General features: G+C 56.2%; 25 protein-coding genes and 1 other RNA gene. 17 read left to right on the top strand and 9 right to left on the bottom strand.

Features of this window, described 5'->3' with window-relative positions; all coding sequences use genetic code 11:
- The first annotated feature begins 184 nt into the window (after positions 1–184).
- The 3 genes from ppiD to JLG71_RS21550 all read left to right on the top strand — a co-directional run bounded on the left by ppiD (position 185) and on the right by JLG71_RS21550 (position 3085).
- Positions 185–2059: a peptidylprolyl isomerase gene (gene ppiD, locus JLG71_RS21560; protein ID WP_049081032.1), complete on the top strand. Its 1875-nt coding sequence runs from the start codon at positions 185–187 to the stop codon at positions 2057–2059.
- Between the two features lie 148 nt (positions 2060–2207).
- Entirely contained in the window at positions 2208–2573 is a 366-nt protein-coding gene (locus tag JLG71_RS21555) for a helix-hairpin-helix domain-containing protein (RefSeq protein ID WP_004848263.1), read from the top strand.
- Positions 2574–2683: 110 nt separating this feature from the next.
- Positions 2684–3085 carry a YbgC/FadM family acyl-CoA thioesterase gene (locus JLG71_RS21550; RefSeq protein ID WP_004848264.1) on the top strand — a complete coding sequence of 134 codons (402 nt, stop codon included), beginning with the start codon at positions 2684–2686 and terminating at the stop codon, positions 3083–3085.
- A gap of 199 nt (positions 3086–3284) precedes the next feature.
- Here the strand turns inward: JLG71_RS21550 and queC are convergent, their stop codons facing one another.
- Both queC and JLG71_RS21540 read right to left on the bottom strand, forming a co-directional pair.
- Positions 3285–3980, bottom strand: coding sequence for a 7-cyano-7-deazaguanine synthase QueC (queC, locus tag JLG71_RS21545; RefSeq protein ID WP_014228183.1), 696 nt, complete (start codon positions 3978–3980; stop codon positions 3285–3287).
- 66 nt (positions 3981–4046) lie between these two features.
- A complete protein-coding gene (locus JLG71_RS21540) occupies positions 4047–5747 on the bottom strand; it encodes an SgrR family transcriptional regulator (RefSeq protein ID WP_116280247.1) in 1701 nt (566 codons plus the stop codon).
- 126 nt (positions 5748–5873) lie between these two features.
- On the opposite strand from JLG71_RS21540, the gene cof reads away from it, so the two are divergent.
- On the top strand, positions 5874–6692 hold the full coding sequence (gene cof, locus JLG71_RS21535; protein ID WP_025107162.1) for an HMP-PP phosphatase: 819 nt from the start codon (positions 5874–5876) through the stop codon (positions 6690–6692).
- Positions 6693–6738: 46 nt separating this feature from the next.
- On the opposite strand, the gene JLG71_RS21530 is transcribed toward cof, so the two are convergent.
- Positions 6739–7791, bottom strand: coding sequence for a PLP-dependent cysteine synthase family protein (locus tag JLG71_RS21530; RefSeq protein ID WP_032748264.1), 1053 nt, complete (start codon positions 7789–7791; stop codon positions 6739–6741).
- A gap of 115 nt (positions 7792–7906) precedes the next feature.
- On the opposite strand from JLG71_RS21530, the gene JLG71_RS21525 reads away from it, so the two are divergent.
- The 6 genes from JLG71_RS21525 to amtB are packed head-to-tail and all read left to right on the top strand — an operon-like array spanning position 7907 to position 13853.
- Positions 7907–8365 carry an Lrp/AsnC family transcriptional regulator gene (locus JLG71_RS21525; RefSeq protein WP_004135994.1) on the top strand — a complete coding sequence of 153 codons (459 nt, stop codon included), beginning with the start codon at positions 7907–7909 and terminating at the stop codon, positions 8363–8365.
- 42 nt (positions 8366–8407) lie between these two features.
- Positions 8408–10180, top strand: coding sequence for a SmdA family multidrug ABC transporter permease/ATP-binding protein (locus tag JLG71_RS21520; protein ID WP_049081026.1), 1773 nt, complete (start codon positions 8408–8410; stop codon positions 10178–10180).
- On the top strand, positions 10173–11951 hold the full coding sequence (locus JLG71_RS21515; protein WP_049081024.1) for a SmdB family multidrug efflux ABC transporter permease/ATP-binding protein: 1779 nt from the start codon (positions 10173–10175) through the stop codon (positions 11949–11951). Before JLG71_RS21520 ends, JLG71_RS21515 begins: the two co-directional genes overlap by 8 nt.
- On the top strand, positions 11951–12181 hold the full coding sequence (locus JLG71_RS21510; RefSeq protein WP_049081022.1) for a hypothetical protein: 231 nt from the start codon (positions 11951–11953) through the stop codon (positions 12179–12181). Before JLG71_RS21515 ends, JLG71_RS21510 begins: the two co-directional genes overlap by 1 nt.
- Before the next feature lie 13 nt (positions 12182–12194).
- Positions 12195–12533, top strand: a complete 339-nt coding sequence (glnK, locus tag JLG71_RS21505; protein ID WP_004099573.1) for a P-II family nitrogen regulator — start codon at positions 12195–12197, stop codon at positions 12531–12533.
- A 33-nt stretch (positions 12534–12566) separates the two neighbouring features.
- Positions 12567–13853 carry an ammonium transporter AmtB gene (gene amtB, locus JLG71_RS21500; RefSeq protein ID WP_200913807.1) on the top strand — a complete coding sequence of 429 codons (1287 nt, stop codon included), beginning with the start codon at positions 12567–12569 and terminating at the stop codon, positions 13851–13853.
- Between the two features lie 56 nt (positions 13854–13909).
- Here amtB and tesB read toward each other — a convergent pair whose 3' ends face one another.
- Entirely contained in the window at positions 13910–14773 is an 864-nt protein-coding gene (tesB, locus tag JLG71_RS21495; RefSeq protein WP_004848287.1) for an acyl-CoA thioesterase II, read from the bottom strand.
- A 220-nt stretch (positions 14774–14993) separates the two neighbouring features.
- On the opposite strand from tesB, the gene JLG71_RS21490 reads away from it, so the two are divergent.
- The gene (locus JLG71_RS21490; protein ID WP_004848288.1) at positions 14994–15503 is read left to right on the top strand and encodes a YbaY family lipoprotein; all 510 of its coding nucleotides are present in this window, start codon (positions 14994–14996) and stop codon (positions 15501–15503) included.
- 39 nt (positions 15504–15542) lie between these two features.
- Here JLG71_RS21490 and JLG71_RS21485 read toward each other — a convergent pair whose 3' ends face one another.
- Together JLG71_RS21485 and JLG71_RS21480 are read right to left on the bottom strand one after the other, a co-directional pair.
- The gene (locus tag JLG71_RS21485; RefSeq protein WP_025107157.1) at positions 15543–15854 is read right to left on the bottom strand and encodes an MGMT family protein; all 312 of its coding nucleotides are present in this window, start codon (positions 15852–15854) and stop codon (positions 15543–15545) included.
- A 65-nt stretch (positions 15855–15919) separates the two neighbouring features.
- A complete protein-coding gene (locus JLG71_RS21480) occupies positions 15920–16327 on the bottom strand; it encodes a hypothetical protein (RefSeq protein ID WP_025107156.1) in 408 nt (135 codons plus the stop codon).
- Between the two features lie 254 nt (positions 16328–16581).
- On the opposite strand from JLG71_RS21480, the gene ffs reads away from it, so the two are divergent.
- From ffs to JLG71_RS21465, 3 genes are all read left to right on the top strand, one after another.
- An RNA gene (ffs, locus tag JLG71_RS21475) (signal recognition particle sRNA small type) lies at positions 16582–16678 on the top strand.
- 315 nt (positions 16679–16993) lie between these two features.
- Entirely contained in the window at positions 16994–17251 is a 258-nt protein-coding gene (locus JLG71_RS21470; protein WP_004848294.1) for a hypothetical protein, read from the top strand.
- Complete coding sequence (locus JLG71_RS21465) at positions 17248–17463, top strand: hypothetical protein (protein ID WP_004129860.1); 216 nt, start codon at positions 17248–17250, stop codon at positions 17461–17463. Before JLG71_RS21470 ends, JLG71_RS21465 begins: the two co-directional genes overlap by 4 nt.
- 133 nt (positions 17464–17596) lie before the next feature.
- Here the strand turns inward: JLG71_RS21465 and yczR are convergent, their stop codons facing one another.
- Positions 17597–19024 (bottom strand): MocR-like transcription factor YczR, encoded by a 1428-nt coding sequence (gene yczR / locus JLG71_RS21460; protein WP_046876987.1) that lies wholly within the window; start codon positions 19022–19024, stop codon positions 17597–17599.
- A gap of 87 nt (positions 19025–19111) precedes the next feature.
- On the opposite strand from yczR, the gene yczE reads away from it, so the two are divergent.
- On the top strand, positions 19112–19726 hold the full coding sequence (gene yczE / locus JLG71_RS21455; RefSeq protein ID WP_014228193.1) for a membrane protein YczE: 615 nt from the start codon (positions 19112–19114) through the stop codon (positions 19724–19726).
- Positions 19727–19818: 92 nt separating this feature from the next.
- Positions 19819–20172, top strand: a complete 354-nt coding sequence (locus JLG71_RS21450; protein WP_004848301.1) for a DUF1428 domain-containing protein — start codon at positions 19819–19821, stop codon at positions 20170–20172.
- 46 nt (positions 20173–20218) lie between these two features.
- Here JLG71_RS21450 and JLG71_RS21445 read toward each other — a convergent pair whose 3' ends face one another.
- Complete coding sequence (locus JLG71_RS21445) at positions 20219–21097, bottom strand: nickel/cobalt efflux protein RcnA (RefSeq protein WP_200913806.1); 879 nt, start codon at positions 21095–21097, stop codon at positions 20219–20221.
- Between the two features lie 167 nt (positions 21098–21264).
- Here JLG71_RS21445 and JLG71_RS21440 point away from each other — a divergent pair, with 167 nt between their 5' ends.
- Entirely contained in the window at positions 21265–21537 is a 273-nt protein-coding gene (locus tag JLG71_RS21440; RefSeq protein ID WP_004129869.1) for a metal-sensing transcriptional repressor, read from the top strand.
- A 2-nt stretch (positions 21538–21539) separates the two neighbouring features.
- On the opposite strand, the gene JLG71_RS21435 is transcribed toward JLG71_RS21440, so the two are convergent.
- The gene (locus tag JLG71_RS21435; RefSeq protein ID WP_116280243.1) at positions 21540–23126 is read right to left on the bottom strand and encodes an EAL domain-containing protein; all 1587 of its coding nucleotides are present in this window, start codon (positions 23124–23126) and stop codon (positions 21540–21542) included.
- Between the last annotated feature and the right edge of the window lie 238 nt (positions 23127–23364).

Below are 23364 nucleotides of genomic sequence, written 5' to 3'. Positions count from 1 at the left end.
GTACAAGGGCGCATCGTAAGATGTGCCTTTTTTATTTGCCAGAATGAGACTTAATGTGACTTTATACGCACTTGTGGGCTGACAATCACCCCGTTTTCTTGTCAAAATACGTCCTCACGCGCGGCGGCCATCACATGCTATGCTGCGCGAGCTAAAGTCATCTACAGCGGAGCGTTGTTACACCATGATGGACAACCTACGCACGGCCGCCAACAGCGTCGTGCTCAAGATTATTTTCGGTATCATTATCGTCTCGTTCATTTTGACCGGGGTGAGTGGTTACCTGATTGGCGGTGGTAACAACTATGCCGCAAAAGTTAATGACCAGGAGATTGGTCGCGCACAGTTTGAAAATGCCGTTGCCAGCGAGCGTAATCGCATGCAGCAGCAGCTTGGCGACCAGTTCTCAGAACTGGCGGCCAATGAAAATTACATGAAGACCATGCGTCAGCAGGTGCTGAACCGTCTGATTGACGAGGCGCTGCTCGATCAGTATGCCCGCGAGCTGGGTCTCAACATCAGCGACGACCAGGTGAAGCAGGCTATCTTCCAGACCCAGGCTTTCCAGGCGGATGGCAAATTTGATAACGAGCGCTTCAGCCGTATTGTTAATCAGATGGGGATGACGACGGATCAGTACGCGCAGGCGCTTCGTAATCAGCTGACGACTCAGCAACTGATCAACGCCGTAGCCGGTACCGACTTTATGCTGCCGGGCGAATCCGACCAGCTGGCGGCGCTGGTTTCTCAACAGCGCGTCGTCCGTGAAGCCACTCTCGACGTGAACGCGCTGGCGGCGAAGCAAACCGCAACCGACGATGAAATCAACGCGTTCTACCAGCAGAACCAGGCGCGTTTTATGGCGCCTGAGCAGTTCCGCGTCAGCTACATCAAGCTGGACGCTGCCAGCATGCAGGAAAACGTCTCTGACGAAGAAATTCAGTCATGGTACGACCAGCATCAGGATCAGTTCACTCAGCCGCAGCGTAACCGCTACAGCATCATCCAGACCAAAACCGAAGCGGATGCGCAGGCGGTGCTTGATGAGCTGAAGAAAGGTGCTGACTTCGCCACGCTGGCCAAAGAAAAATCAACCGACATTATCTCTGCCCGCAACGGCGGTGATATGGGGTGGCTGGAAGATGCGGCGACTGTGCCAGAGCTGAAAGAGGCCGGTCTGAAAGAAAAAGGCCAGCTTTCTGGCGTAATTAAATCCTCCGTTGGGTTCCTGGTTGCCCGCCTGGACGATGTTCAGGCAGCACAGGTTAAACCACTGGCTGAGGTTCGCGACGATATTGCGGCGAAAGTGAAGCAGGAAAAAGCCCTGGATGCGTACTATGCCCTGCAGCAGAAAGTGAGCGACGCGGCGAGCAACGATAACGAGTCGCTGGCGGGCGCAGCCCAGGTTGCCGGCCTCAAAGTGGTTGAAACCGGCTGGTTTGGCCGCGACAGCCTGCCGCAAGAGCTGAATTTCAAGCCGGTCTCTGAAGCTATCTTCAACGGCGGCCTGGTGGGCGAAAACGGCACGCCGGGAAGCAACTCCGATATCATCACCGTCGACGGCGATCGCGCGTTTGTTCTGCGCATCAGCGAGCATAAACCGGAAGCGGTGAAACCGCTGGCGGATGTTAAAGCGCAGGTGAGCGATATTGTTAAGCACACGAAAGCGGAACAGCAGGCGAAGCTGGATGCCGACAAGCTGCTGACGGCCCTGAAAGAGGGCAAAGGCGATGAAGCGATGAAAGCCGCAGGCCTGAGCTTTGGTGCGCCGCAGACGCTGTCACGCACCGGTCAGGAAGCGCTGAGCCAGTCTGTCTTTGCACTTCCGCTGCCGCAGGCGGGTAAGCCAAGCTACGGCGTGGGCTCCGATCTGCAGGGCAACGTGGTGCTGCTGGCGCTGGACGAAGTGAAAGCGGGTACGATGCCGGAAGAGCAGAAAAAAGCGATGATTCAGGGGATCACCCAGAATAACGCCCAGATCGCTTTCGAAGCGCTGATGAGCAACCTGCGTAAAGCGGCGAAAATTAAGCTCGGCGACATTATCGATCAGCAACAATAATTACGTGCTGCTTCGCAAAAGCAAGTAACGTGATGTCATTCTCAAAGGCCGCTTTCGCGGCCTTTTCCATTTCTGCATTTTGCCTTTTGTACTCTTTTCCCTTCGTCGCTATCGTGACCTTGCTGTCTACAAACAAGGAGATAACAGCATGAAACGAGGAATGAAAACGCTTATTGCCGCCGTACTGGTTTGCGCGGCGGGGAGTCAGATAGCGCAGGCGGCGCCTTCTGCCGGCAAAGCGTCGGCGCCGGTAAAGGAAAGCGTGCAGTCGCCGCAGGCAAAAGCGCCGGATGCGTTAAATGCGCCGGATAGTGAAGGCACCAGGGTGAGTATCAATAACGCCAGCGCGGAAGAGCTGGCTAAGGCGCTGAATGGCGTCGGCCTGAAGAAAGCGCAGGCTATAGTGAGCTATCGCGAAGAGTACGGGCCATTTAAAACCGTTGACGATCTTAAGCAGGTGCCGGGAATGGGCAACTCGCTGGTAGAGAGAAATCTGTCACATCTGAAGCTGTAAATTTTCAGCGAAAGTTTGCACAGTCGTCATTATTTGCCAGACTGAAGAGGTCACACTAGTGGTGTGACCTCTGACCTCAAAACAACAATTAAAGATAAGGCATTTGCGCTATGCAGACACAAATCAAAGTTCGCGGCTATCATCTGGATGTCTATCAGCACGTTAACAATGCGCGTTATCTGGAGTTTCTCGAAGAAGCGCGTTGGGATGGCCTGGAAAGCAGCCCGGCCTTCCACTGGATGACCGCTCGCAACATCGCCTTTGTGGTGGTCAATATCAATATCAACTACCGCCGACCGGCGGTACTGGGCGATGTGTTAACCGTCACCAGCAAGCTCGAACAGCTGAACGGAAAAAGCGGGACGCTAAGCCAGGTGGTCACCCTCAATCCTAACGGCGAAGTGGTCGCCGATGCGCTTATCACTTTTGTCTGTATCGATCTAAAAACGCAGAAAGCGCTGCCGCTTGAGGGCGAACTGCGGGAGAAGCTGGAGCAGCTTGAGCCTCGCTAACAGGCCAGCCGGAGGGGGATGTCCCGGAGGCGGTGCTGCGCACCTGTCCGGGCTACGTTTCCTCAGCTGTCTGCGATCCGGTAGCGCGGGCAGGCGCACAGAAAGTGGCAGAACTTCCCCGAAGGCGCTGCTGCGTATCTGACCGGGCTATGCATCGTGAGCCGCCTGCGATCCCGCCACGCCGCCGGGAAGTAACTGGTTACTGGAGCCCGGTTTTCTGCTTCATCACCGTCATCACCCCAACTTTATCGCCCAGATACTGGCTCAGCCCGTTGGCGCGAAGATTACAGGCGGCGCACTGCCCGCAGCCGTCGCCTTTAATGCCGTTATAGCAGGTAAGGGTTTCATGGCGCACCAGGTCGAGCTGGCCCCAGTAATCGGCCAGGGCCCATGTTTCGGCTTTATTAAGCCACATTAGCGGCGTCTCAAAGCGAATATCTTTCGCCATACCGAGGCTGACGGCATGGTGCAGCGCTTTCACGAACTCGTCGCGGCAGTCCGGGTAGCCCGAAAAGTCGGTCTCGCAAACGCCGGTGATAATAGCTTCCGCCTTCACCTGATACGCGTAAATGGCCGTCAGGGTTAAAAACAGAATGTTGCGCCCGGGTACGAAGGTATTCGGAATGCCGCTGGCGTCCGGTTCATAATCCGGAACCGGAATGCTATCGCGGGTCAGGCTGCTGACCGCCAGTTCGTTAAGCAGGGTGACATCAAGGACTTTATGGGCCACGGCCCCCAGCTTTAGCGCCAGTTCGCGAGCAACGTCAATCTCCGCGCGATGACGTTGGCCATAATCAAAAGTGACGCAATGCACTTCATCATACTGTTGCAGAGCCTGCACCAGGCAGGTCGTCGAATCTTGTCCTCCGCTGAAGACAACTACGGCGCGTTTCATGGTAATTCCTGACAATCGAAGTGAGGCGCATATGGTAGCGCCTGATGAACGTGACCACCAGCCCCGTCACGGCGCAGAGGCCGGTAGCCAGGCGCTGGCGAAATCAAACCAGCCGCGCGCGTTCAGCCGTAGTCCGTTGACCCCCGGCGGCGCGCTGATGCGATAATTATAATTGAACAGCGGCGTCATGATGGCATCGTCCATCAGACTGTTAAAGACGTTGCGCAACGCTTCGCTACGGCTGCGTTCGTCCGGTAAGGCCTGAACGGCATCCAGCGTCGCCTGGAGATGCGCATATTGCGCCCCGGTCAGCAAATTAGGCCACAGCACGTCGCAGCGTAGCCACTGCTCCAGCGCATAGACCGGCGCTTCGCCAATCAGGCGGTCGCCCATCATCAGGTCCGCCTGTGCAAACTGCTGGCAGCCATCCCAGTTTTTCGCATCATGGAAAATAATCGTCAGCTCACAGCCCAGTTCCGCCAGCCGTTGACGAAGCCGATCCGCCATGGCGTGTAGCTCTACGGGGAGGTGATAGAGCAGCGTAAGCCGTTCGGGCAGAGGGGTATCATGATTTTCAGGCCACTGCGGAATAGACCAGCCCGGCAATACTTCGTTGCTGGGCGCGATCAGATCCTCATCCAGCGGCAGGGTTTCTAACAGGGTGGAGCGATGAATCAGCGAGACCAGCCTTTGCGCCTGCGCTTTGTTAAGACGAGGGCTCTGGCGCAGCGTCAGATAGCAAAAGCCGAGGCTAATACTGTTGCTGACCTGACGTAGTCTGGTCAGTTCGTCAGGATCGCCAATGGTTATCTGTACCGGATGACGACAGCTGGTGCCCAGATCCTGCTCGAACAACTGCGGCGTGATCCAGTATTCCACGGCCTGCAGCAGCGGGTGAGTGAGATGATAGCGCTGATGGTTTTCCAGCCGCACCAGGTCCGCAGTAAATCGCTTCAGGCGAAACGGTCCGCTGCCGATCGCCGGATCGTCAGGATGCGCCAGCACGCTGCAGTAGCTGGCAAGGCGGAACGGCAGCCAGTAATCGGCGCGATGCAGGGTGATAGTCAGACACTGGGAGTGGGTGACGCTAATTTCGCTGATACTGGCGAACAGCGTGCGCAGCGCGGGCAGCTGCAGCAGCATCAGGAGCCGCTGCTGCAGCTGTGAGGTTTTAATCGGATCGCCGTTGTGCCAGAACAGGGTAGAACGAATATAAAAGTGCCAGCGCAGGCCGTCAGGCGACACCTCCCAGTGATGGGCTAAATCGCCTATAGGACAGGTACTCTGCGCATCAAATCGGGTCAGACCGGAAAATATCTCCCCGGCCAGGTGCTGCTCCGCGCGTCCCGGCATAAAACCCGGGCGCAGCGGCTCCAGCGGACGGTAGTAAGGAATACGCAGGGTCGGCGTATTGTTCTGCCATTGGCCGCCGAGAAAGGGGGAAAGCAGCGCTTTAAGCTCCACCGGCGCCAGCTGGGCCAGTTCGAGGGCATTTTGCTGCTGCCCTTTATTCAGCGCCTGCTCCATCATCTCATTGCGCAGCGCTTCCGGCGCTTTATAAAACTGGAGTAGCCCGCGCTTTCCGCGACCGGAGCTGGCCTGCCAGCTTAGCCAGCCTGACTCTTGCGCCTGGCGCAGCAGGGTTCGAATGTGGCGTTCGCTGCAAAAGCAGCGTTCGGCCAGCTCGCCGACGGTTACCTGCTGCGGCTCTCCGGCGGAGGGCTGCCAGAGTCGCTGGTACTGATGCAGACGGTTTAATAGCCTCATCGCTGTGTAATCCTGCGTAGATTGGTAAACCCGGAACAATAAAATTTATCTATTCACTATTACTTCCGTATATCTCAGGCAATACTGCAACACAAGCAAAATCCACCACGATTTGGGGAGCAGAAGATGGCAAGACTGGCTGCATTCGATATGGACGGTACGCTACTGATGCCGGACCATCGTCTGGGAGAAAAAACGCTTTCGACGCTCAAACGTCTGCGCGATCGCGATATCACCCTGACTTTCGCCACCGGTCGTCATGCTCTGGAAATGCGCCACGTTATCGGCGAGTTCTCTCTGGATGCGTTTTTAATCACCGGCAACGGGACGCGCATTCACTCTCTGGAAGGTGAGGAGCTGTATCGCCGCGATCTGGCTCCCGATGTGGCGGAAGAGGTGCTGCACAGCGCCTGGGAAACCACGGCCAGTATGCATTTCTTTAACGACGGCGGCTGGTACACCGGGCAGGCGATCCCGGAATTACTGAAAGCGCACGTCTTTAGCGGTTTTCGTTATCAGCTGTACGATCCAAAGCGAATACCGGCGCATCAGGTCACTAAAATCTGCTTCTGCGGCGATCATGACGATTTGCGGCGGCTAAGGCTTCAACTGAGTGAAGCGCTGGGCGGCCGAGCGGATCTCTGTTTTTCGGCGATGGATTGCCTTGAAGTGTTGCCTGGCGGCTGTAACAAAGGCGCGGCGCTGGCGGTATTAAGCCAGCATCTGGGGCTGACGATGCAGGATTGTATGGCGTTCGGTGACGCCATGAACGACCTGGAAATGCTCGGCAGCGTCGGGCGCGGCGTGATTATGGGCAATGCGATGAATCAGCTGAAAGCGGAACTCCCACATCTACCGGTTATTGGCGACTGCCGTCATCAGGCCGTCTCCCACTTTTTGACTCATTGGCTGGATAATCCCGATCTTCCTTATTCCCCCGAATAAAGAGACCCTGCCAGCAAGCCAGATATCCTGTGATATCTGGCTTCTTTTATTTTGCCTGCAGCAGGTCGGCGATTTGTGCCTGCCATGAGGAGATATCGCCAATATTGGCCGCTACCCACTGCGGGTTGTAGTAGGTTTCCAGATAACGTTCACCGCTGTCGCACAGCAGCGTGACGAGAGAGCCGGTGCGCCCCTCTTCGCGCATCCGCACGGCCAGCTGCAGTACGCCCCACATGTTGGTGCCGGTGGAGGCGCCGACCTTACGTCCGAGCAGCGTTTCCAGCCATAGCGCGGTGGCGACGCTGGCGGCATCCGGTACCCGCAGCATCTCATCGACCACGTCGGGAATAAACGACGGTTCGACGCGCGGGCGGCCGATGCCCTCAATTTTACTGCCGACCGGGCTGCGCAGGCTGGCGTCGCGGCTCTGCCAGTAGTCCATAAACACCGAGTTTTGTGGGTCAACCACCAGCAGCTGTGTATCGTAGCCCTGACAGCGAATGTAGCGTCCGATAGTGGCAGAGGTGCCCCCGGTGCCCGCGCTCATCACGATATACGACGGCTGCGGATGCGGCTCGTGGTTCATCTGACGGAAGATACTGTCGGCGATATTATTGTTTCCCCGCCAGTCGGTCGCCCGTTCGGCATAGGTAAACTGATCCATATAATGGCCGTTCAGCTCGCGGGCCAGGGTTTCGGAGGCGGCATAGATTTCGCAGGCGCTATCGACGAAATGGCAGCGGCCGCCGTAGAACTCAATTTGTTCAATTTTACGTTTTGCCGTACAGGAAGGCATCACGGCGATAAACGGCAGGCCTAAGAGACGGGCGAAGTAGGCTTCAGAGACGGCGGTCGAACCGGAAGAGGATTCGATAATCGTTGTCCCTTCTTTAATCCAGCCGTTGCACAGACCATAGAGAAACAGCGAGCGGGCCAGGCGGTGCTTCAGGCTACCGGTTGGATGGGTGCTTTCATCCTTCAGGTAGAGCTGGATCCCCGGGAACCCCGGAAGCGCCAGACGAATAAGGTGCGTGTCGGCGGAACGCTGATAATCGGCATTAATTTCACTAATCGCGTGTTTAACCCAGGCGCTGTTCATCTCAAATTCCTGTTTGTCATTTTGTGCCCAGCTTAGCGGAAATCGAAGGAAAAATTGTTGCCATTTAGCCTTTCAATTACAATGAATGGAGTAAATTTTTCTCCCAAGGTGCCCTATGTTAGATAAAATTGACCGTAAGCTGCTTTCTTTACTGCAAACCGACTGCACCCTCTCTTTGCAGGCGCTGGCCGATGCCGTTAATCTGACCACCACGCCCTGCTGGAAGCGCCTGAAGCGGCTGGAAGATGAAGGTATTCTGCGTGGACGCGTTGCGCTGCTGGATGCGGAAAAGGTCGGGCTTGGGCTGACGGCGTTTGTGCTGATTAAGACTCAGCATCACAGTAGCGACTGGTATTGCCGCTTCGTCAGCGAAGTCACGCAGATGGCGGAGGTTCTCGGTTTCTGGCGTATGGCGGGGGAGTATGACTACCTGCTGCGGGTCCAGGTGGCGGATATGAAGAACTACGACGATTTTTATAAACGCCTGGTTAACAGCGTGCCGGGGCTCTCGGATGTCACTTCGAGTTTTGCCATGGAACAGATAAAATACACCACTGCCTTACCGATTGATTAACGGCATCAGCCGCTACGAATTACACACTCAGGATTTAACTGCTTGCGATTATTTGCCCAACTTAGCTGGTATTTCCGCCGGGAGTGGCGTCGTTACCTCGGCGCTATTGCTCTGCTGATCGTGATTGCCATTCTGCAACTGGTGCCGCCAAAGGTGGTGGGTATCGTGGTTGACGGCGTAACAAAACAACATTACACCGCGGAAAAGGTGTGGATGTGGATCGGCCTGCTGGTCGTTATTGCGGTGATGGTCTATCTGCTGCGCTACGTCTGGCGCGTATTGCTTTTCGGCGCCTCTTATCAGCTGGCCGTCGAACTGCGCGAGGATTTCTATCGCCAGCTCAGCCGCCAGCATCCGGCCTTTTACCTGCGCCATCGTACCGGCGATCTGATCGCTCGCGCCACCAACGATGTGGATCGGGTGGTGTTCGCCGCCGGCGAGGGGGTATTAACCCTGGTTGACTCGCTGGTCATGGGCTGCGCGGTGCTGATTGTCATGTCGACGCAAATCAGCTGGCAGTTAACTCTGCTGGCGCTGCTGCCCATGCCGCTGATGGCGCTGGCGATTAAGCGTAACGGCGATGCATTACACGAACGCTTTCGCGTCGCGCAGGCGGCCTTCTCCAGCCTCAACGACCGCACCCAGGAGAGCCTGACCAGCATCCGCATGATCAAAGCCTTTGGCCTCGAAGACCGACAGTCGGCGCTGTTTGCCGCCGACGCCGCGGATACCGGGGCGAAAAACATGCGCGTGGCGCGTATCGACGCCCGCTTTGACCCGACGATTTATATCGCTATCGGGACCGCTAACCTGCTGGCCATCGGCGGCGGCAGCTGGATGGTGATCCAGGGCAGCCTGACTCTGGGTCAGCTCACCAGCTTTGTGATGTACCTCGGCCTGATGATCTGGCCAATGCTGGCGCTGGCGTGGATGTTTAACATCGTGGAGCGCGGTAGCGCGGCCTATGCGCGCATTCGCACCATGCTTGAGGAGGCGCCGGTGGTGAACGACGGCAACGAGCCGACGCCGGAAGGGCGCGGTACGCTTAGCGTCGCCGTGCGCGAGTTTATCTACCCGCAGGCGAACAAGGTCTCGCTGGAAAAGGTCAACTTTACGCTCCAGCCCGGGCAGATGCTGGGGATTTGCGGGCCGACCGGCTCCGGCAAGAGCACCATTCTGGCGCTGATTCAGCGTCATTTTGACGTCACCGAGGGCGATATCCGCTTCCACGACGTTCCCCTGACCCGGCTACAGCTGGATAGCTGGCGCGCCCGGCTGGCGGTCGTCAATCAGACACCGTTCCTGTTCTCCGATACCGTCGCCAGCAACATTGCCCTCGGTAAACCGGACGCCACGCAGGAGCAAATCGAGCACGTTGCGCGGCTTGCCAGCGTGCATGAGGATATCCTGCGCCTGCCGCAGGGGTATAACACCGAAGTCGGCGAGCGCGGCGTGATGCTTTCCGGTGGGCAAAAACAGCGTATTTCCATCGCCCGCGCGCTGCTGCTGGAGGCGGAGATCCTGATCCTTGATGATGCGCTGTCGGCGGTGGACGGCAGAACGGAGCACCAGATTTTGCATAACCTGCGGCAGTGGGGAGAGGGGCGGACGGTGATCATTAGCGCCCATCGCCTGTCGGCGTTGACCGAGGCCAGCGAAATTCTGGTGATGCAGCACGGGCATATTTCCCAGCGCGGTCGCCATGAGGCGCTGGCGGCGCAGCCGGGCTGGTATCGGGATATGTACCGTTATCAGCAGCTGGAAGCGGCGCTGGATGATGTCCCGCAGGAAGATAAGGAGGTCGCCGGTGCGTAGTTTCACTGAACTCTGGCCGACCTTAAAGCGCCTGCTGGCCTACGGCTCCCCGTGGCGTAAACCGCTGATGATAGCGGTTGCCATGATGTGGGTTGCGGCGGTGGCGGAAGTCAGCGGCCCGCTGCTGATCAGCTACTTTATCGACAATATGGTGGCGAAGCACTCGCTGCCGTTGAAGCTGGTCTGCGGTCTCGCCGTGGCCTATATCGGCCTGCAACTTCTTGCCGCTGGCCTGCATTATTGCCAGGCGCTGCTGTTTAATCGCGCGGCGGTCGGCGTGGTGCAGCAACTGCGCAGCGATGTGATGGACGCCGCGCTGCGTCAGCCGCTCAGCGAGTTTGATACGCAGCCGGTCGGGCAGCTCATCTCGCGGGTTACCAACGATACCGAAGTGATTCGCGATCTCTACGTGACCGTGGTGGCGACCGTGCTGCGTAGCGCCGCTTTGATTGGCGCGATGCTGGTGGCGATGTTCAGCCTTGACTGGCGGATGGCGCTGGTGGCTATCGCTATTTTCCCGGCGGTGCTGATCGTGATGATGATTTATCAGCGCTACAGCACGCCCATCGTCAGGCGGGTGCGCGCCTGGCTGGCGGACATCAACGACGGTTTTAATGAAGTGATTAACGGCATGGGCGTCATCCAGCAGTTCCGCCAGCAGGCGCGGTTCGGCGAGCGGATGCGCGAGGCCAGCTACGCCCACTATCTGGCGCGTATGCAAACCCTGCGTCTTGATGGCTTCCTGCTGCGCCCACTGCTGAGCCTGTTCTCTTCATTAATTCTCTGCGGCCTGCTGATGCTGTTTGGTTTCAGCAGCAGCGGAGCGATCGAAGTCGGGGTGCTATACGCCTTTATTAGCTATCTTGGGCGACTGAACGAGCCGCTGATCGAGCTGACCACCCAGCAGTCAATGCTGCAGCAGGCGGTCGTGGCGGGCGAGCGCGTCTTCGAGCTCATGGACAAACCGCGTCAGGCGTGGGGTGAAGATAGCGAGCCGCTGCGCAGCGGGGCGATGAGTATCGATCATGTCTCTTTTGCCTACCGCGACGATAGCCTGGTGTTGCAGGATATTAATCTCGATATCCCGTCCCGCAGCTTTGTGGCGCTGGTTGGTCATACCGGGAGCGGTAAAAGCACCCTGGCCAGCCTGATGATGGGCTACTACCCGTTAACCCAGGGAGAGATTCGCATCGACGGTCGTCCGCTTTCTTCCTTAAGCCACAGCGCGCTGCGTCAGGGGATTGCAATGGTGCAGCAGGATCCGGTGGTGCTGGCTGACACCTTCTATGCCAACGTCACCCTCGGTCGCGACATCAGCGAAGAGCAGGTGTGGGAAGCGCTGGAAGCGGTACAGCTGGCGGCGCTGGCCCGTGAAATGGAAAACGGTATTTATACGCTGCTGGGCGAGCAGGGGAATAATCTCTCCGTTGGCCAGAAACAGCTGCTGGCGCTGGCGCGGGTGCTGGTCGATACGCCGCAGGTGCTGATTCTTGATGAGGCGACGGCCAATATCGATTCCGGTACCGAGCAGGCGATTCAGCAGGCTCTGGCTCGGGTGCGCGAGCACACCACGCTGGTGGTGATTGCGCACCGCTTATCGACCATCGTCGAGGCCGATACGATCCTGGTACTGCACCGCGGTCAGGCCGTTGAGCGCGGAAGTCACCAGCAGCTGCTGGTGGCCAGAGGCCGCTACTGGCAGATGTATCAGCTGCAGCTGGCTGGCGAAGAGCTGGCGGCCAGCGCGCAGGAAGAGTCGCTTATCGCCTGATGCACCATAAACAGGCAGCGGCGCCGCCGCGGCCTGAGGTGGTGCAAAATCGTCACAAGCTGCGCACTGAAATGGTGCAGTTTCAGGCAAAAGAGGCATTTTGCCGCTTCGTTTCCGCCGAATTATTCTCCTTCCTCCTCCAAAAGGGCCGCCTGGCGGTCCTTTTTCATTTCTGGCATAGCCCTTGCTTTATTAGAGACGTGTTAGCTGCGGCCATTACCGAATTCTGACTGGAGGGGACTTATGAAGCTGGTTACCGTGGTAATCAAACCATTCAAACTGGAAGACGTGCGTGAAGCATTATCTTCAATGGGTATTCAGGGCCTGACGGTCACTGAAGTTAAAGGGTTCGGCCGTCAGAAAGGCCACGCGGAGCTCTATCGCGGCGCGGAATATAGCGTCAATTTTCTGCCGAAAGTGAAGATTGACGTCGCGATTGCCGACGATCAGCTGGACGAAGTCGTCGATGTCATCAGTAAAGCGGCTTACACCGGAAAGATTGGCGACGGCAAAATCTTTGTCGCCGAGCTGCAGCGCGTGATTCGCATCCGTACCGGCGAATCAGACGAAGCGGCACTGTAACTTTCAGACCACACAGTGATGGGGAACGAAACAATGAAGATAGCAACAATGAAAACAGGTCTGGGAGCGTTGGCTCTTCTTCCGGGGCTGGCGATGGCCGCACCGGCGGTCGCGGACAAAGCCGACAACGCTTTTATGATGATTTGCACCGCGCTGGTGCTGTTTATGACGATTCCGGGCATCGCGCTGTTCTACGGCGGGCTGATCCGCGGTAAAAATGTTCTCTCCATGCTGACGCAGGTCATTGTGACGTTTGCGCTGGTCTGCGTACTGTGGGTGGTTTATGGCTACACGCTGGCCTTCGGCGCTGGCGGCAGCTTCTTCGGCAACTTCGACTGGGTACTGCTGAAAAATATTGAACTGAAAGCGCTGATGGGGAGCTTCAATCAGTACATCCACGTTGCTTTCCAGGGCTCCTTTGCCTGTATTACCGTTGGCCTGATCGTCGGTGCGCTGGCGGAACGTATTCGCTTCTCGGCGGTACTGATATTCGTTGTGGTATGGATGACGCTCTCTTATGTGCCGATTGCGCACATGGTATGGGGCGGCGGTCTGTTGGCTACGCACGGCGCGCTTGATTTCGCCGGCGGTACGGTTGTTCACATCAACGCCGCGGTCGCGGGGCTGGTGGGCGCCTACATGATGGGCAAACGCGTCGGCTTTGGTAAAGAAGCGTTCAAACCGCATAACCTGCCGATGGTTTTCACCGGTACCGCCATCCTCTACGTTGGCTGGTTTGGCTTTAACGCCGGTTCAGCAAGCGCGGCGAACGAAATTGCCGGTCTGGCGTTCGTTAACACCGTGGTTGCAACGGCGGCGGCTATCCTGGCATGGACCTTCGGCGAGTGGGCAACCCGCGGCAAGCCGTCACTGCTGGGCGCCTGTTCAGGGGCGATTGCCGGTCTGGTCGGCATCACTCCGGCCTGTGGCTACATTGGCGTCGGCGGCTCGCTGATTGTGGGTATCGCTGCGGGCCTTGCGGGTCTGTGGGGCGTCACCGTTCTGAAACGCTGGCTGCGCGTTGATGACCCGTGCGATGTGTTTGGCGTCCACGGCGTCTGCGGTATCGTAGGTTGCATCCTGACCGGTATCTTCGCCGCGACTTCTCTGGGCGGTGTGGGCTACGCGGAAGGCGTCACCATGGGCCATCAGGTTCTGGTACAGCTGGAAAGCATCGGTATCACCATCGTCTGGTCAGGCGTCGTCGCCTTTATCGGTTACAAGGTTGCCGATATGACCGTTGGCCTGCGCGTACCGGAAGATCAAGAGCGTGAAGGGCTGGACGTAAACAGCCACGGCGAAAACGCCTACAACGCCTGATAAAACGAGTTATCTCCTGAAGCTGCAGAGCCTCCCCTCGGGGAGGCTCTGCTTTTTTATGCGTTGCGATTACGCATGACGCCTTCCTGCACCGTGGAAGCCACCAGCGTACCGTCCTGAGTGTAGAACTCGCCGCGGACAAAACCGCGCGCGCTGGAGGCGGAGGTGCTCTCAACGCTGTACAGAAGCCAGTCGTTGATGTTGAACGGGCGGTGGAACCACATTGAGTGATCGATGGTGGCAACCTGCATGCCCGGCTCCAGAAAACCGACGCCGTGAGGCTGCAGGGCAACGGGAAGGAAGTTAAAATCCGAAGCGTAGCCCAGCAGAGACTGATGGGTGCGGAGATCTTCCGGCACTGCGCCGTTGGCGCGGATCCAGACCTGACGCGTTGGTTCTGCAACGTGTCCTTTCAGAGGGTTATGGAATTCGACCGGGCGAATCTCCAGCGGTTTATCGCAGAGAAATTTCTCTTTGACCTGCGGCGGCAGCAGGTGGGCCAGCTTGCGGGCAATATCCGTTTCGGAGGGAAGCGCGTCCGGAGCGGGTGCCGCTGGCATAGTTTTCTGATGTTCATAGCCGGGTTCTGGCGCCTGGAAAGAGGCGGTCATATAGAAAATGGGCTTCCCGTTTTGAATCGCCGCCACCCGGCGGGCGCTGAAGCTATTGCCATCGCGCAGGACTTCAACATCATAGATGATAGGTTTCAGGCTATCGCCGGGACGCAGGAAGTAGCTGTGAAACGAGTGAATCAGGCGTTCTGAGGGCACCGTCTCTTTTGCCGCATACAGCGCCTGACCCACTACCTGGCCGCCAAAGACCTGTCGCAATCCCAGATCTTCGCTCTGTCCGCGGAACAATCCCTCTTCAATTTTTTCCAGATTTAACAATGCCAGCAAATGGGTTAGTGCCTGACTCATAGTTATCCTCAATCAATGATGACTGCCTGGCGCAGCGCGTTATTGAGGCAAAGTATAACCTGGAATCGCAAGTGGTCCGATGGGTTCAATAATCTGAATATGGGCTCTTTTCCAGGAAGAGATCTGAGATCTGTGCCACACTTATTCACGATACTAATGTCCTGTCCCCGATTGTGGCTGGATGTACTCCTGTTAAAGAAGGGATGAAAAGGAGAAAAGAATGAAATTTGCCTATATGTTAAGTGCTTTAGCCGTAGCGGCTACGCTGTCTGCCTGTGCGAACAACCACAACAGCAATGCAGCGAACCAGGCGGCGCCCGATCCTTATGGCATTGCCTCACTAAGCTCCTCGCAGCAGCAGCCTAACGTATCCGGGACCATCAATATTCGACAGCGCGTGGCGTTACCGCCGGACGCGGTATTGACCGTAACCCTGTCGGATGCGTCTCTGGCCGATGCGCCAGCGCACGTGCTGTCGCAAAAAGCGGTAAGGACCGAAGGGAAGCAGGCGCCGTTTAACTTTGTCCTGCCCTATAACCAGGCGCAAATTCAGCCTAATGCCCGCATTCTTCTCAGCGCGGCGATTACCGTTAACGGTCAGCTGATGTTTATTACCGATACCGTGCAGACGGTGATTAACCAGGGCGGTAACCGGGCCGATCTGGTGCTGGTGCCGGTTCAGCAAACGGCGGTGCCGGTGGCGAACAACAGCGCTCCTGCTGCCCAGTAACTCCCCACCATGCCCCTTTACAGGGGCATTTTTTTGCCTTCAATAAATCCAGCGGTAGTGCTGGAGATCAATATGTCCGCTGCCTGAAACCTGGACGCCCTCCGCCAGTAGCGCCTGGCGTTGGCGCTGCAGATCTGGTCCGGTAAGGGAGATATCGCCGTGGCGGTTGACGACCCGATGCCAGGGGAGAGTCGATCCTTCCGGCAGGCGCTTTAATACTCCGCCCACCTGGCGAGCCGCTCGCGGTGAACCCGCCAGATGAGCAATGTCGCCGTAGGTGGCAACGTATCCCTCTGGAATCGAGGCTACTATCTGCCAGACCCGCTGCGGAAAAGTATCGTGAGAATCCATAGTACGTCCTGTTGCCGGAAAAGGCTCAGGATAAGCGTTGTATGACGGGCTGTACAGATAGCGGGTCAGGCCGATTTAACGATGGTAAATTCCAGCGCCAGACCCAGCACCTGCATGCCATGAACATTTTCATTCGCCGTATTGCTCAGCAGTGTTTCAAGAAACTTCAGGCGTTTTGACTGGGCGTTAATCACCAGCTTTGCGCGCATTGCCGGAAGCTTAAGCGTTGATATCGGATACACCACGCGACCGCTGACGTCGATGGGGAGTTTACGTAATTCAATGTGCTGAAGGACGCCGACGGTAGAGTAGAGCAGCGCGACCGGGGTGACGGCGAGCAGCTGATTATTGCTAATCGTCACAAAATCGAGGATGACCTCCGGACGCAGAAAGTTTAAACCGCGGAAGGAAACGGTCACTTCGGCGATGGCCGGCATCGCCAGGGTAGTGATTAAACGCGGTGATTCACTCATTCATATACCATTGAGACAGTGCGTTGATTAAAAAAGACGGTAGATAAGCCTCATTATGGCCGCTGGCGAGGATTTCCGCTGAGAGTGTGCTCGCAATCTCATAAGGGGATCGGGGCCATTTTACGGTGAGAAGCCGCTGTAGACGCGACTTTGCGCAATAAACCAGCACCCAATCGCCGGCGGCTTGCAATTCAGGGGTTCAGCAGGGATAATGCGCCAGCGCGTTAGGTAACTAACGCTCTCAATGGGGGCTCTGTTGGTTCTCCCGCAACGCTACTCTGTTTACCAGGTCAGGTCCGGAAGGAAGCAGCCAGAGCAGACGACGTGTGTGCCGGGATGTAGCTGGCAGGGCCCCCACCCATTTCAGGGTACCCTCTCGCTATTCGCATTCATTCCATGGTTTCCCTCAGCCTTCATATTTAATATCCACAAATATATTGTGAGTATTTTTGGTTTCTAAACCCTCTATTTTTTATGCCAAAAAATTCACTACGTCATAAATTTGAAATTTAACTGAAATATTATTGTCATCTTTATGTCATATATAACGTGCAGATTATTCATGGGAAAATGTTGTTTGATATAAGCTAAAAATATATCTCTGGATCAGCATGTTAACTTCGTGTATTAATTATATGATGATTTTATTTCACGGGAAGCGTGACTATGACCACTGTGGTTCTGAACGTAAAAATTGATGGCGAGTTAAAAGAAAAGCTGCGTCAGTATGCGGAAGAAAATAACGAAAATTTAGGAACAGCTACGGAGAAACTGCTGCTGCTGGCCTTTCAGGTAGCGGAATCAGCAGACGAGGCGGGGGTTTCGGAAGAAGATATCGATAGCCAGCATACCGAAGAGGAAGCGTCTCCATTAACCCCTAAAGAAATCAAAGCATTACGTAAAATTCTGAAGAAGAAAAAATGAAACAACAACTCTCTACAGCCAGCAACTATAGCGAAGCCTGCGATATGCTGCGTTCCGGATACGTTAAGCACGTACGCCTGAACTGGAATATCGGTAGCGATGAGTTCTTTCGCATTGCCTCCGACTGGTGTGACACAGGGGCAAAAATAAAAAAAGATGAAGACGGCTTTATTATTTCTCTGAAAGGGTTTCCGATCCCGCGTCAGCATTAATGAAACTATTGCAATTTTGTCATCGGGCTGACACGTCAGAAAGACAAAATTGAAGCGCAATTTTATAAAAACATCTCATATGCGTCATGGATGATGGTTTTTGACGGGCTGGCTCCAGCCCGTCGATATTTTCTTAAATGATTTTCCTCAGGCGGAAACTCTCTTTCTGCTCAGTCAGACTATGCCACAACGGCTGCAATGTCGTAAACGCGCTGCGCAGTTCGTCATCCGAAAGGGTAAAGGGCAAACGCAAATAGCGATCAAACGCGCCGGCCAGGCCAAAGCGAGTTCCCGTCCCGATGTGAATTCCCCGGCTTTCAGCGCGAACGGAAAAGAGCGTCGCCAGCATTCCCGGTAATTCCACCCAAAAAGAGAGTCCTCCTTCCGGCGGCGTGAAGTGCCAGTGGGGAAAATATTCCGCCATCAGCGCGCCGCACATATCCCGGCGAGTCGCCAGCATGGCGCGCCGTGACGGTAGCAGCCTGTGCTCATTCTCAAGTAACCAGCAGCAGGCCAGCTGTTCCAGCAGCGGGGAGCCGAGATCGAGAGAGTCGCGGGCCTGAACTAGCGAAGCAATGGTTCGCGAAGAAGCGCGGATCCAACCTATGCGCAGGCCGCCCCAGAAGCTTTTTCCCGCTGAACCGATGGTTATCACCGGGGCATCAGGATTAAATGCCGCTAAAGGCGGCGGCGGCGGGGCGTCATACCATAAATCCACCATCGTTTCGTCTGCCACCAGCGTGGTGCGGGTTTGTGCGGCGATGTCCGCTACCCGCTGGCGCGTTGCGCTATCCATACAGCGGCCGGTGGGATTATGAAAATCCGGCATCAGCCAGGCCAGACGCGGAGCCGTTTGGGCAATCGTTGCCGCCAGACCGTCGCAATCCCATCCCTGCTGCGGTAACGCCACGCTAACCGGACGACATGATGCGCCCTGTATCGCGCTAAGCGCCATGGGGTAAGTTGGCGCATCTACCACCACCCGATCGCCGGGCCCGGTGAATAAACGCAGTACCAGCGCAAAGCCGCTAAGCGCCCCGTTGACGATCATCACTTCATCGCTGCGGGTTGGCAGCCCGCGTTCGCTATAGCGGCGGGCGATGGCTTCGCGCAGAAGCGGGAGCCCTTGTTGATCGTAACCGGTGTTGGATAAATGTTCAGGCATGATCTTTAAGGCCTGGCTGTAGGCCTGATGGATCTCGGGGCCGGCGCTAAGGGCGGCAACGGCCAGATTCACCGATAGCGGGTCCGTTTGTTTGGCCGCCGCCTCTACCGGACGCTCCGGCAAGGCGATCCGCGAACCGCTTCCCTGACGGCTGTAGAGATAGCCTTCTTCCCGAAGCTGACCGAGCGCGCTGGCAACCGTGGTGCGGCTGATATTCAGGGCAGCCGCCAGTTCACGTTCCCCAGGCAGTCGCGTTTCCAGCGCCAGGCGGCCATCGAGGATGAGCAGGCGCAGCGCTTCTGCAAGCTGACGCCAGATAGGCGTGCGAGAAGTGGACTCCTGCCAGTGACCGAGCAGCCGTACCAGCGATTGTGCACCAAAGCGACGAGATAACATAGCAATCCACTTTTTAAAAACTGGCCATTAATTATCAATCCATTTTTACTGATGATAAGGGAAATCGCAATTGCCCTGAGGTGAAAAATGGTACGTCGCTTGTTGCAACTTTACATTGGTCTGGTCCTGTACGGCGTGTCGACCGCGTTATTTGTGCATGCCAATCTGGGGGCCGATCCGTGGGATGTTTTTCATCTGGGGATCGGTAAGCAGTTTAATCTGGATTTTGGTACGGTCATGATCCTGACGGGAGCGGCAGTGCTGCTGCTGTGGATCCCGCTACGGCAAATGCCGGGGCTGGGTACGGTGAGCAACGTGATTGTACTGGGGCTGGCGGCAAACGCGACCTTAGCCGTGCTGCCGCCGTTGGATTCGCTGGTGGCGCGTAGCCTGCTGCTGGCGGGCGCTATCGTACTGAATGCGCTGGCGACGGGGATGTATATTGGCGCGGGCTTTGGTCCCGGGCCGCGCGATGGGCTGATGACCGGTCTGCATGCTCGTACGGGGTGGTCGCTGCGCGGTATCCGCACCGCGATTGAAGTTTCGGTCCTGCTGATTGGCTGGATGATGGGCGGCAAGTTTGGCGTGGGAACCGTACTCTATGCGTTAACTATCGGCCCGCTAATCCAGCTGTGTCTGCCGTGGTTTCATCAGCCAGCCGCGCGGAAGGCTCTGGCGAAACCCGGTGAGGCTATCTCCTGATTTTACGCTGCCATCAGACCTGGAGACTAAACTTATCAATTCAGATACGGCCGGATTCTCCGGCCGTACTGTTCACTTCGGAGAGCAGACTCATGAAGTACGTTGATGGTTTTGTCGTTGCCGTACCGGCGGAAAATAAGGAGGCATACCGCGAGATGGCAGCAAAGGCCGCGCCATTATTTAAAGAGTTTGGCGCACTCCGCGTGGTCGAGTGCTGGGCGGATGATGTCCCGGATGGCAAGCTGACCGATTTTCGCCTGGCGGTGAAAGCGGAGGAGAGTGAAGAGGTGGTGTTCAGCTGGATTGAGTATCCCTCTAAAGAGGTTCGCGATGCCGCGAATGCCAAAATGATGGCCGACCCGCGGATGAAAGAGTTTGGCGAATCGATGCCCTTTGATGGAAAACGAATGATATACGGCGGCTTTGCCCCGCTTCTGGATGAGTAATTCATCTTTGCCATCCCCATAGCTTTTGGGGATGGCGATAGACGCGCTACAGATGACTCCAGCCATGCAGCAGCATATAAAAACCCACCACCATAATCAGGGTGCCGGAAATCCACGGCGCTTTGCGCGAGAGATCGTTCAGCCCGGGCCAGCGGTTTGCCACGTGCTTCAGGCTGAGGGCGGCAATTGCGCCGGAAGCCACCAGGGTGATCGCCAGCCCAACGCTAAACCCCAGTACCAGGGTTGCCCCCAGCGAGAACTTTTTCAACTGCAGGCAAATGAGCAGTACGGTAATGGATGCCGGGCAGGGAATGAGTCCCCCCGTCAGTCCGAACAAGACGATCTGCCCGGTGGTGACCCGCTGGCCGTTAAAGCGGCGATTGATCGCTTGCGCATGAGCGCGCTGATGGGCGTCCTGCCAGTCATCGGCGGCAACCCGCGAAGGTTGGTGAGCGTGAGGATGATGTTGATGCGCAAGGTGGCGATCGTGATGATGTTCATGTTCATGTTCATGTTCATGTTCATGTTCATGTTCATGTTCATGGGTATGGTCATGGGTATGGTCATGGGTATGGGTATGTGAACGCGATTCGCGCCAGGTACGCGCCAGCATCCAGCAGGCAATCAATACGATAAGGCCCCCTGAGATCAGCTGAAACCAGGGTTCCGACGTTTGCGCATTCCAGCCGCGGCCGAGCCACAGACCTGCCATGGCCACCAGCCAGACCACCGCCGTATGCGATACCGTCGCCGCCAGCCCCAGCAGCACCGCCTGCTTTAATGTTCCGCGCACCGCCACGATAAATGCCGCCATCATGGTTTTTGAGTGCCCGGGCTCAAGGCCGTGCAGCGCGCCCAGCAGAATCGCGCTGGGAATAAATAGCCAGGCGTTGCCCTGCTGCAGGAGTGAAGCGAAATCGTTCATAACGTGATCCCTAACTAAAAAGTGCTTGTATGCTACTCCCCCCCAGTACATAAATACTACCCCCCAGTAGAAAAATACTCCGGGGGAGTAGGGCATGTTATGCTGTTCTGATTGCATACAAGGGTCGTTAGTGGAAACGATCGATTAATCAAATAGTGGATCGCGAAATGTCACATACCGTTCGTCACAAGAAGATGTTATTGACCCGATTGAAGAAAATTCAGGGGCAAAGCGCCGCGCTGGAAAAAATGCTTAACCGCGAGCATGAATGCGCAGAGGTTCTACAGCAGCTGGCTGCCATTCGCGGTGCGGTAAACGGCATGATGATGCAGGTTATCCAGGGGCATTTAACGGATCATGTCGTGAAGGAGCCGGAAGAAGGTCAGCGTGAGGCTGACCTTGATGTGGTGATGCAGGTGATAAAATCCTATCTGAAATAGGCTCAGTCATCATGTGTTCCGGACGGCGATGAATACGCCTTAAGGTTATTCTCGGCCCACAGAATAAATTTCTCTTTTGGCAGCGCCTTACTATAAAGCCAGCCCTGGGCATACAGCACGCCATGCATGCGCAGCCAGTCGCGTTGGCTTTCGGTTTCGACGCCTTCTGCGACGGTCGCCAGATTGAGCGCTTTCGCCATTTCAATGATGTGCGGCGTCAGCGATTCACACTCCAGCGTATCGACAAATGCTTTATCGATTTTTAGGGTATCAACGTCCAGCTTTTGTAAATAGCTCAGGCTGGAATAGCCGGTGCCGAAGTCATCGATGGAGATACGGTGTCCTGCCTGACGATAGCCGGCGATGACTGGCAGAGTGGTTTGCGGGTCGACAAAACCGCGCTCGGTGATTTCCAGAATGATCTGCTGAGCGCTGATGCCCCAGCGCTGAAGCTGATCTTGTAACAGCATCGGCAGCCTTGGCGAACGCAAATCATCAACCGACAGGTTTATCGAGATGTGTATCTCCGGGCGCTGCCGCAGCCAGGTACCGAGATCGGTAAAAATTTTTCGTACAATATCTTCGGTTAAGCGGGTAATCAGCCCGGTTTGTTCGGCAAGCGGAATAAAAATATCCGGCGATAAGAAACTGCCATCGGGCTGCCTCCAGCGAGCAAGCGCCTCCGCGCCGACGATCTTTCCACTCTGCAGCGAAATAATGGGCTGGTAATAAACCTGGATGGCATGAGAATTCAGCGCGTCCAGCATCCCATTACGCGGTGAGCGCAGCCTCCGCAGCAGGCGAAGCAGCAGAAATGAGGCCAGAAGGCTGGTGAACAGACCAATCGGCAGCCACAGCATCAGCTGCTGATGTAGCTTTTTCTGCAGCGGCACCGTCGAGGACCAGGTGGCAATGGCCAGCCCCAGCTCCGGGAGACGATGAAGACGATAAACGGTGCTATCGAGGGTTAGGGTCCTGGCATACTGATGCTTAATTTTCTCCCAGACGGCAGCGTTGAGCGGTTTACTGCTAATGATGATTTGATCGCGCTGCGTGCCGAACAAGAGCGTGTGAATCTCTTCATGGCCTAATGGAATGACATCGATAAACGACACGGGATCGATCATCACCACGTGATGCTCGCTGCCCATGGCCGTCATTTTATGTTTCAGACCCAGGTCGTTAACTGAGGTAAGCCAGGTACGATAGCCATCGGCCGTGATATGGTCGGGAGCAGGAAAGGTAACCGAAACCTGATGATCTTCGAGGGAAGAGCACTGCGGAATACCCTCATGTAACCACAGCACTTCCTGAACGTAGCGATGGGTATAGGCGATCCGTCGCATCGTGAGCAAATGCTGCGGACTGCAGGTGGTAGCCGCATGCGCATCAGCTTCGTTCAGCGCCTCTCTTGCCTGATCGGCAACCTGCTGAACGCGGGCCAGTACGCGGACGGAAAAGTTGTCCAGTTCGCTATAAAATTGCTCTTTGGCCTGCTGCATTGCCAGCCAGATGCTCAGCGCGACCGGCAGGATAATGGCGAGTATCAATACCCCTGTAACCAGACTCACCTGATGCCGGGTCGTCATGAGTATTTCCTTATTTTATTGAGGGGTTCGATGAGTATACGCGAAAGATAAAAGAGGGTTCAGCACGGGGTAGAAAAAGGCCCGAACCGCAAGATAGCAACGAATTCGGGCTAACAGTGGATGAACCGCGACGCCCAAGGCCTGGAGCGTCGCGGAGAAAAACGAGGGCTGGTATGCTGGCAATAAGCGTTGTCAGCACAGATTCATATTCTAAAGCGCAATCATGACAGTCATATGT

Origin of the sequence: Klebsiella michiganensis, assembly GCF_015139575.1 — a bacterium.
Lineage (GTDB): Bacteria > Pseudomonadota > Gammaproteobacteria > Enterobacterales > Enterobacteriaceae > Klebsiella > Klebsiella michiganensis.
Note: the sequence above shows the minus strand (reverse complement) of the source record. Positions and strands in the feature narration are given on the sequence as shown.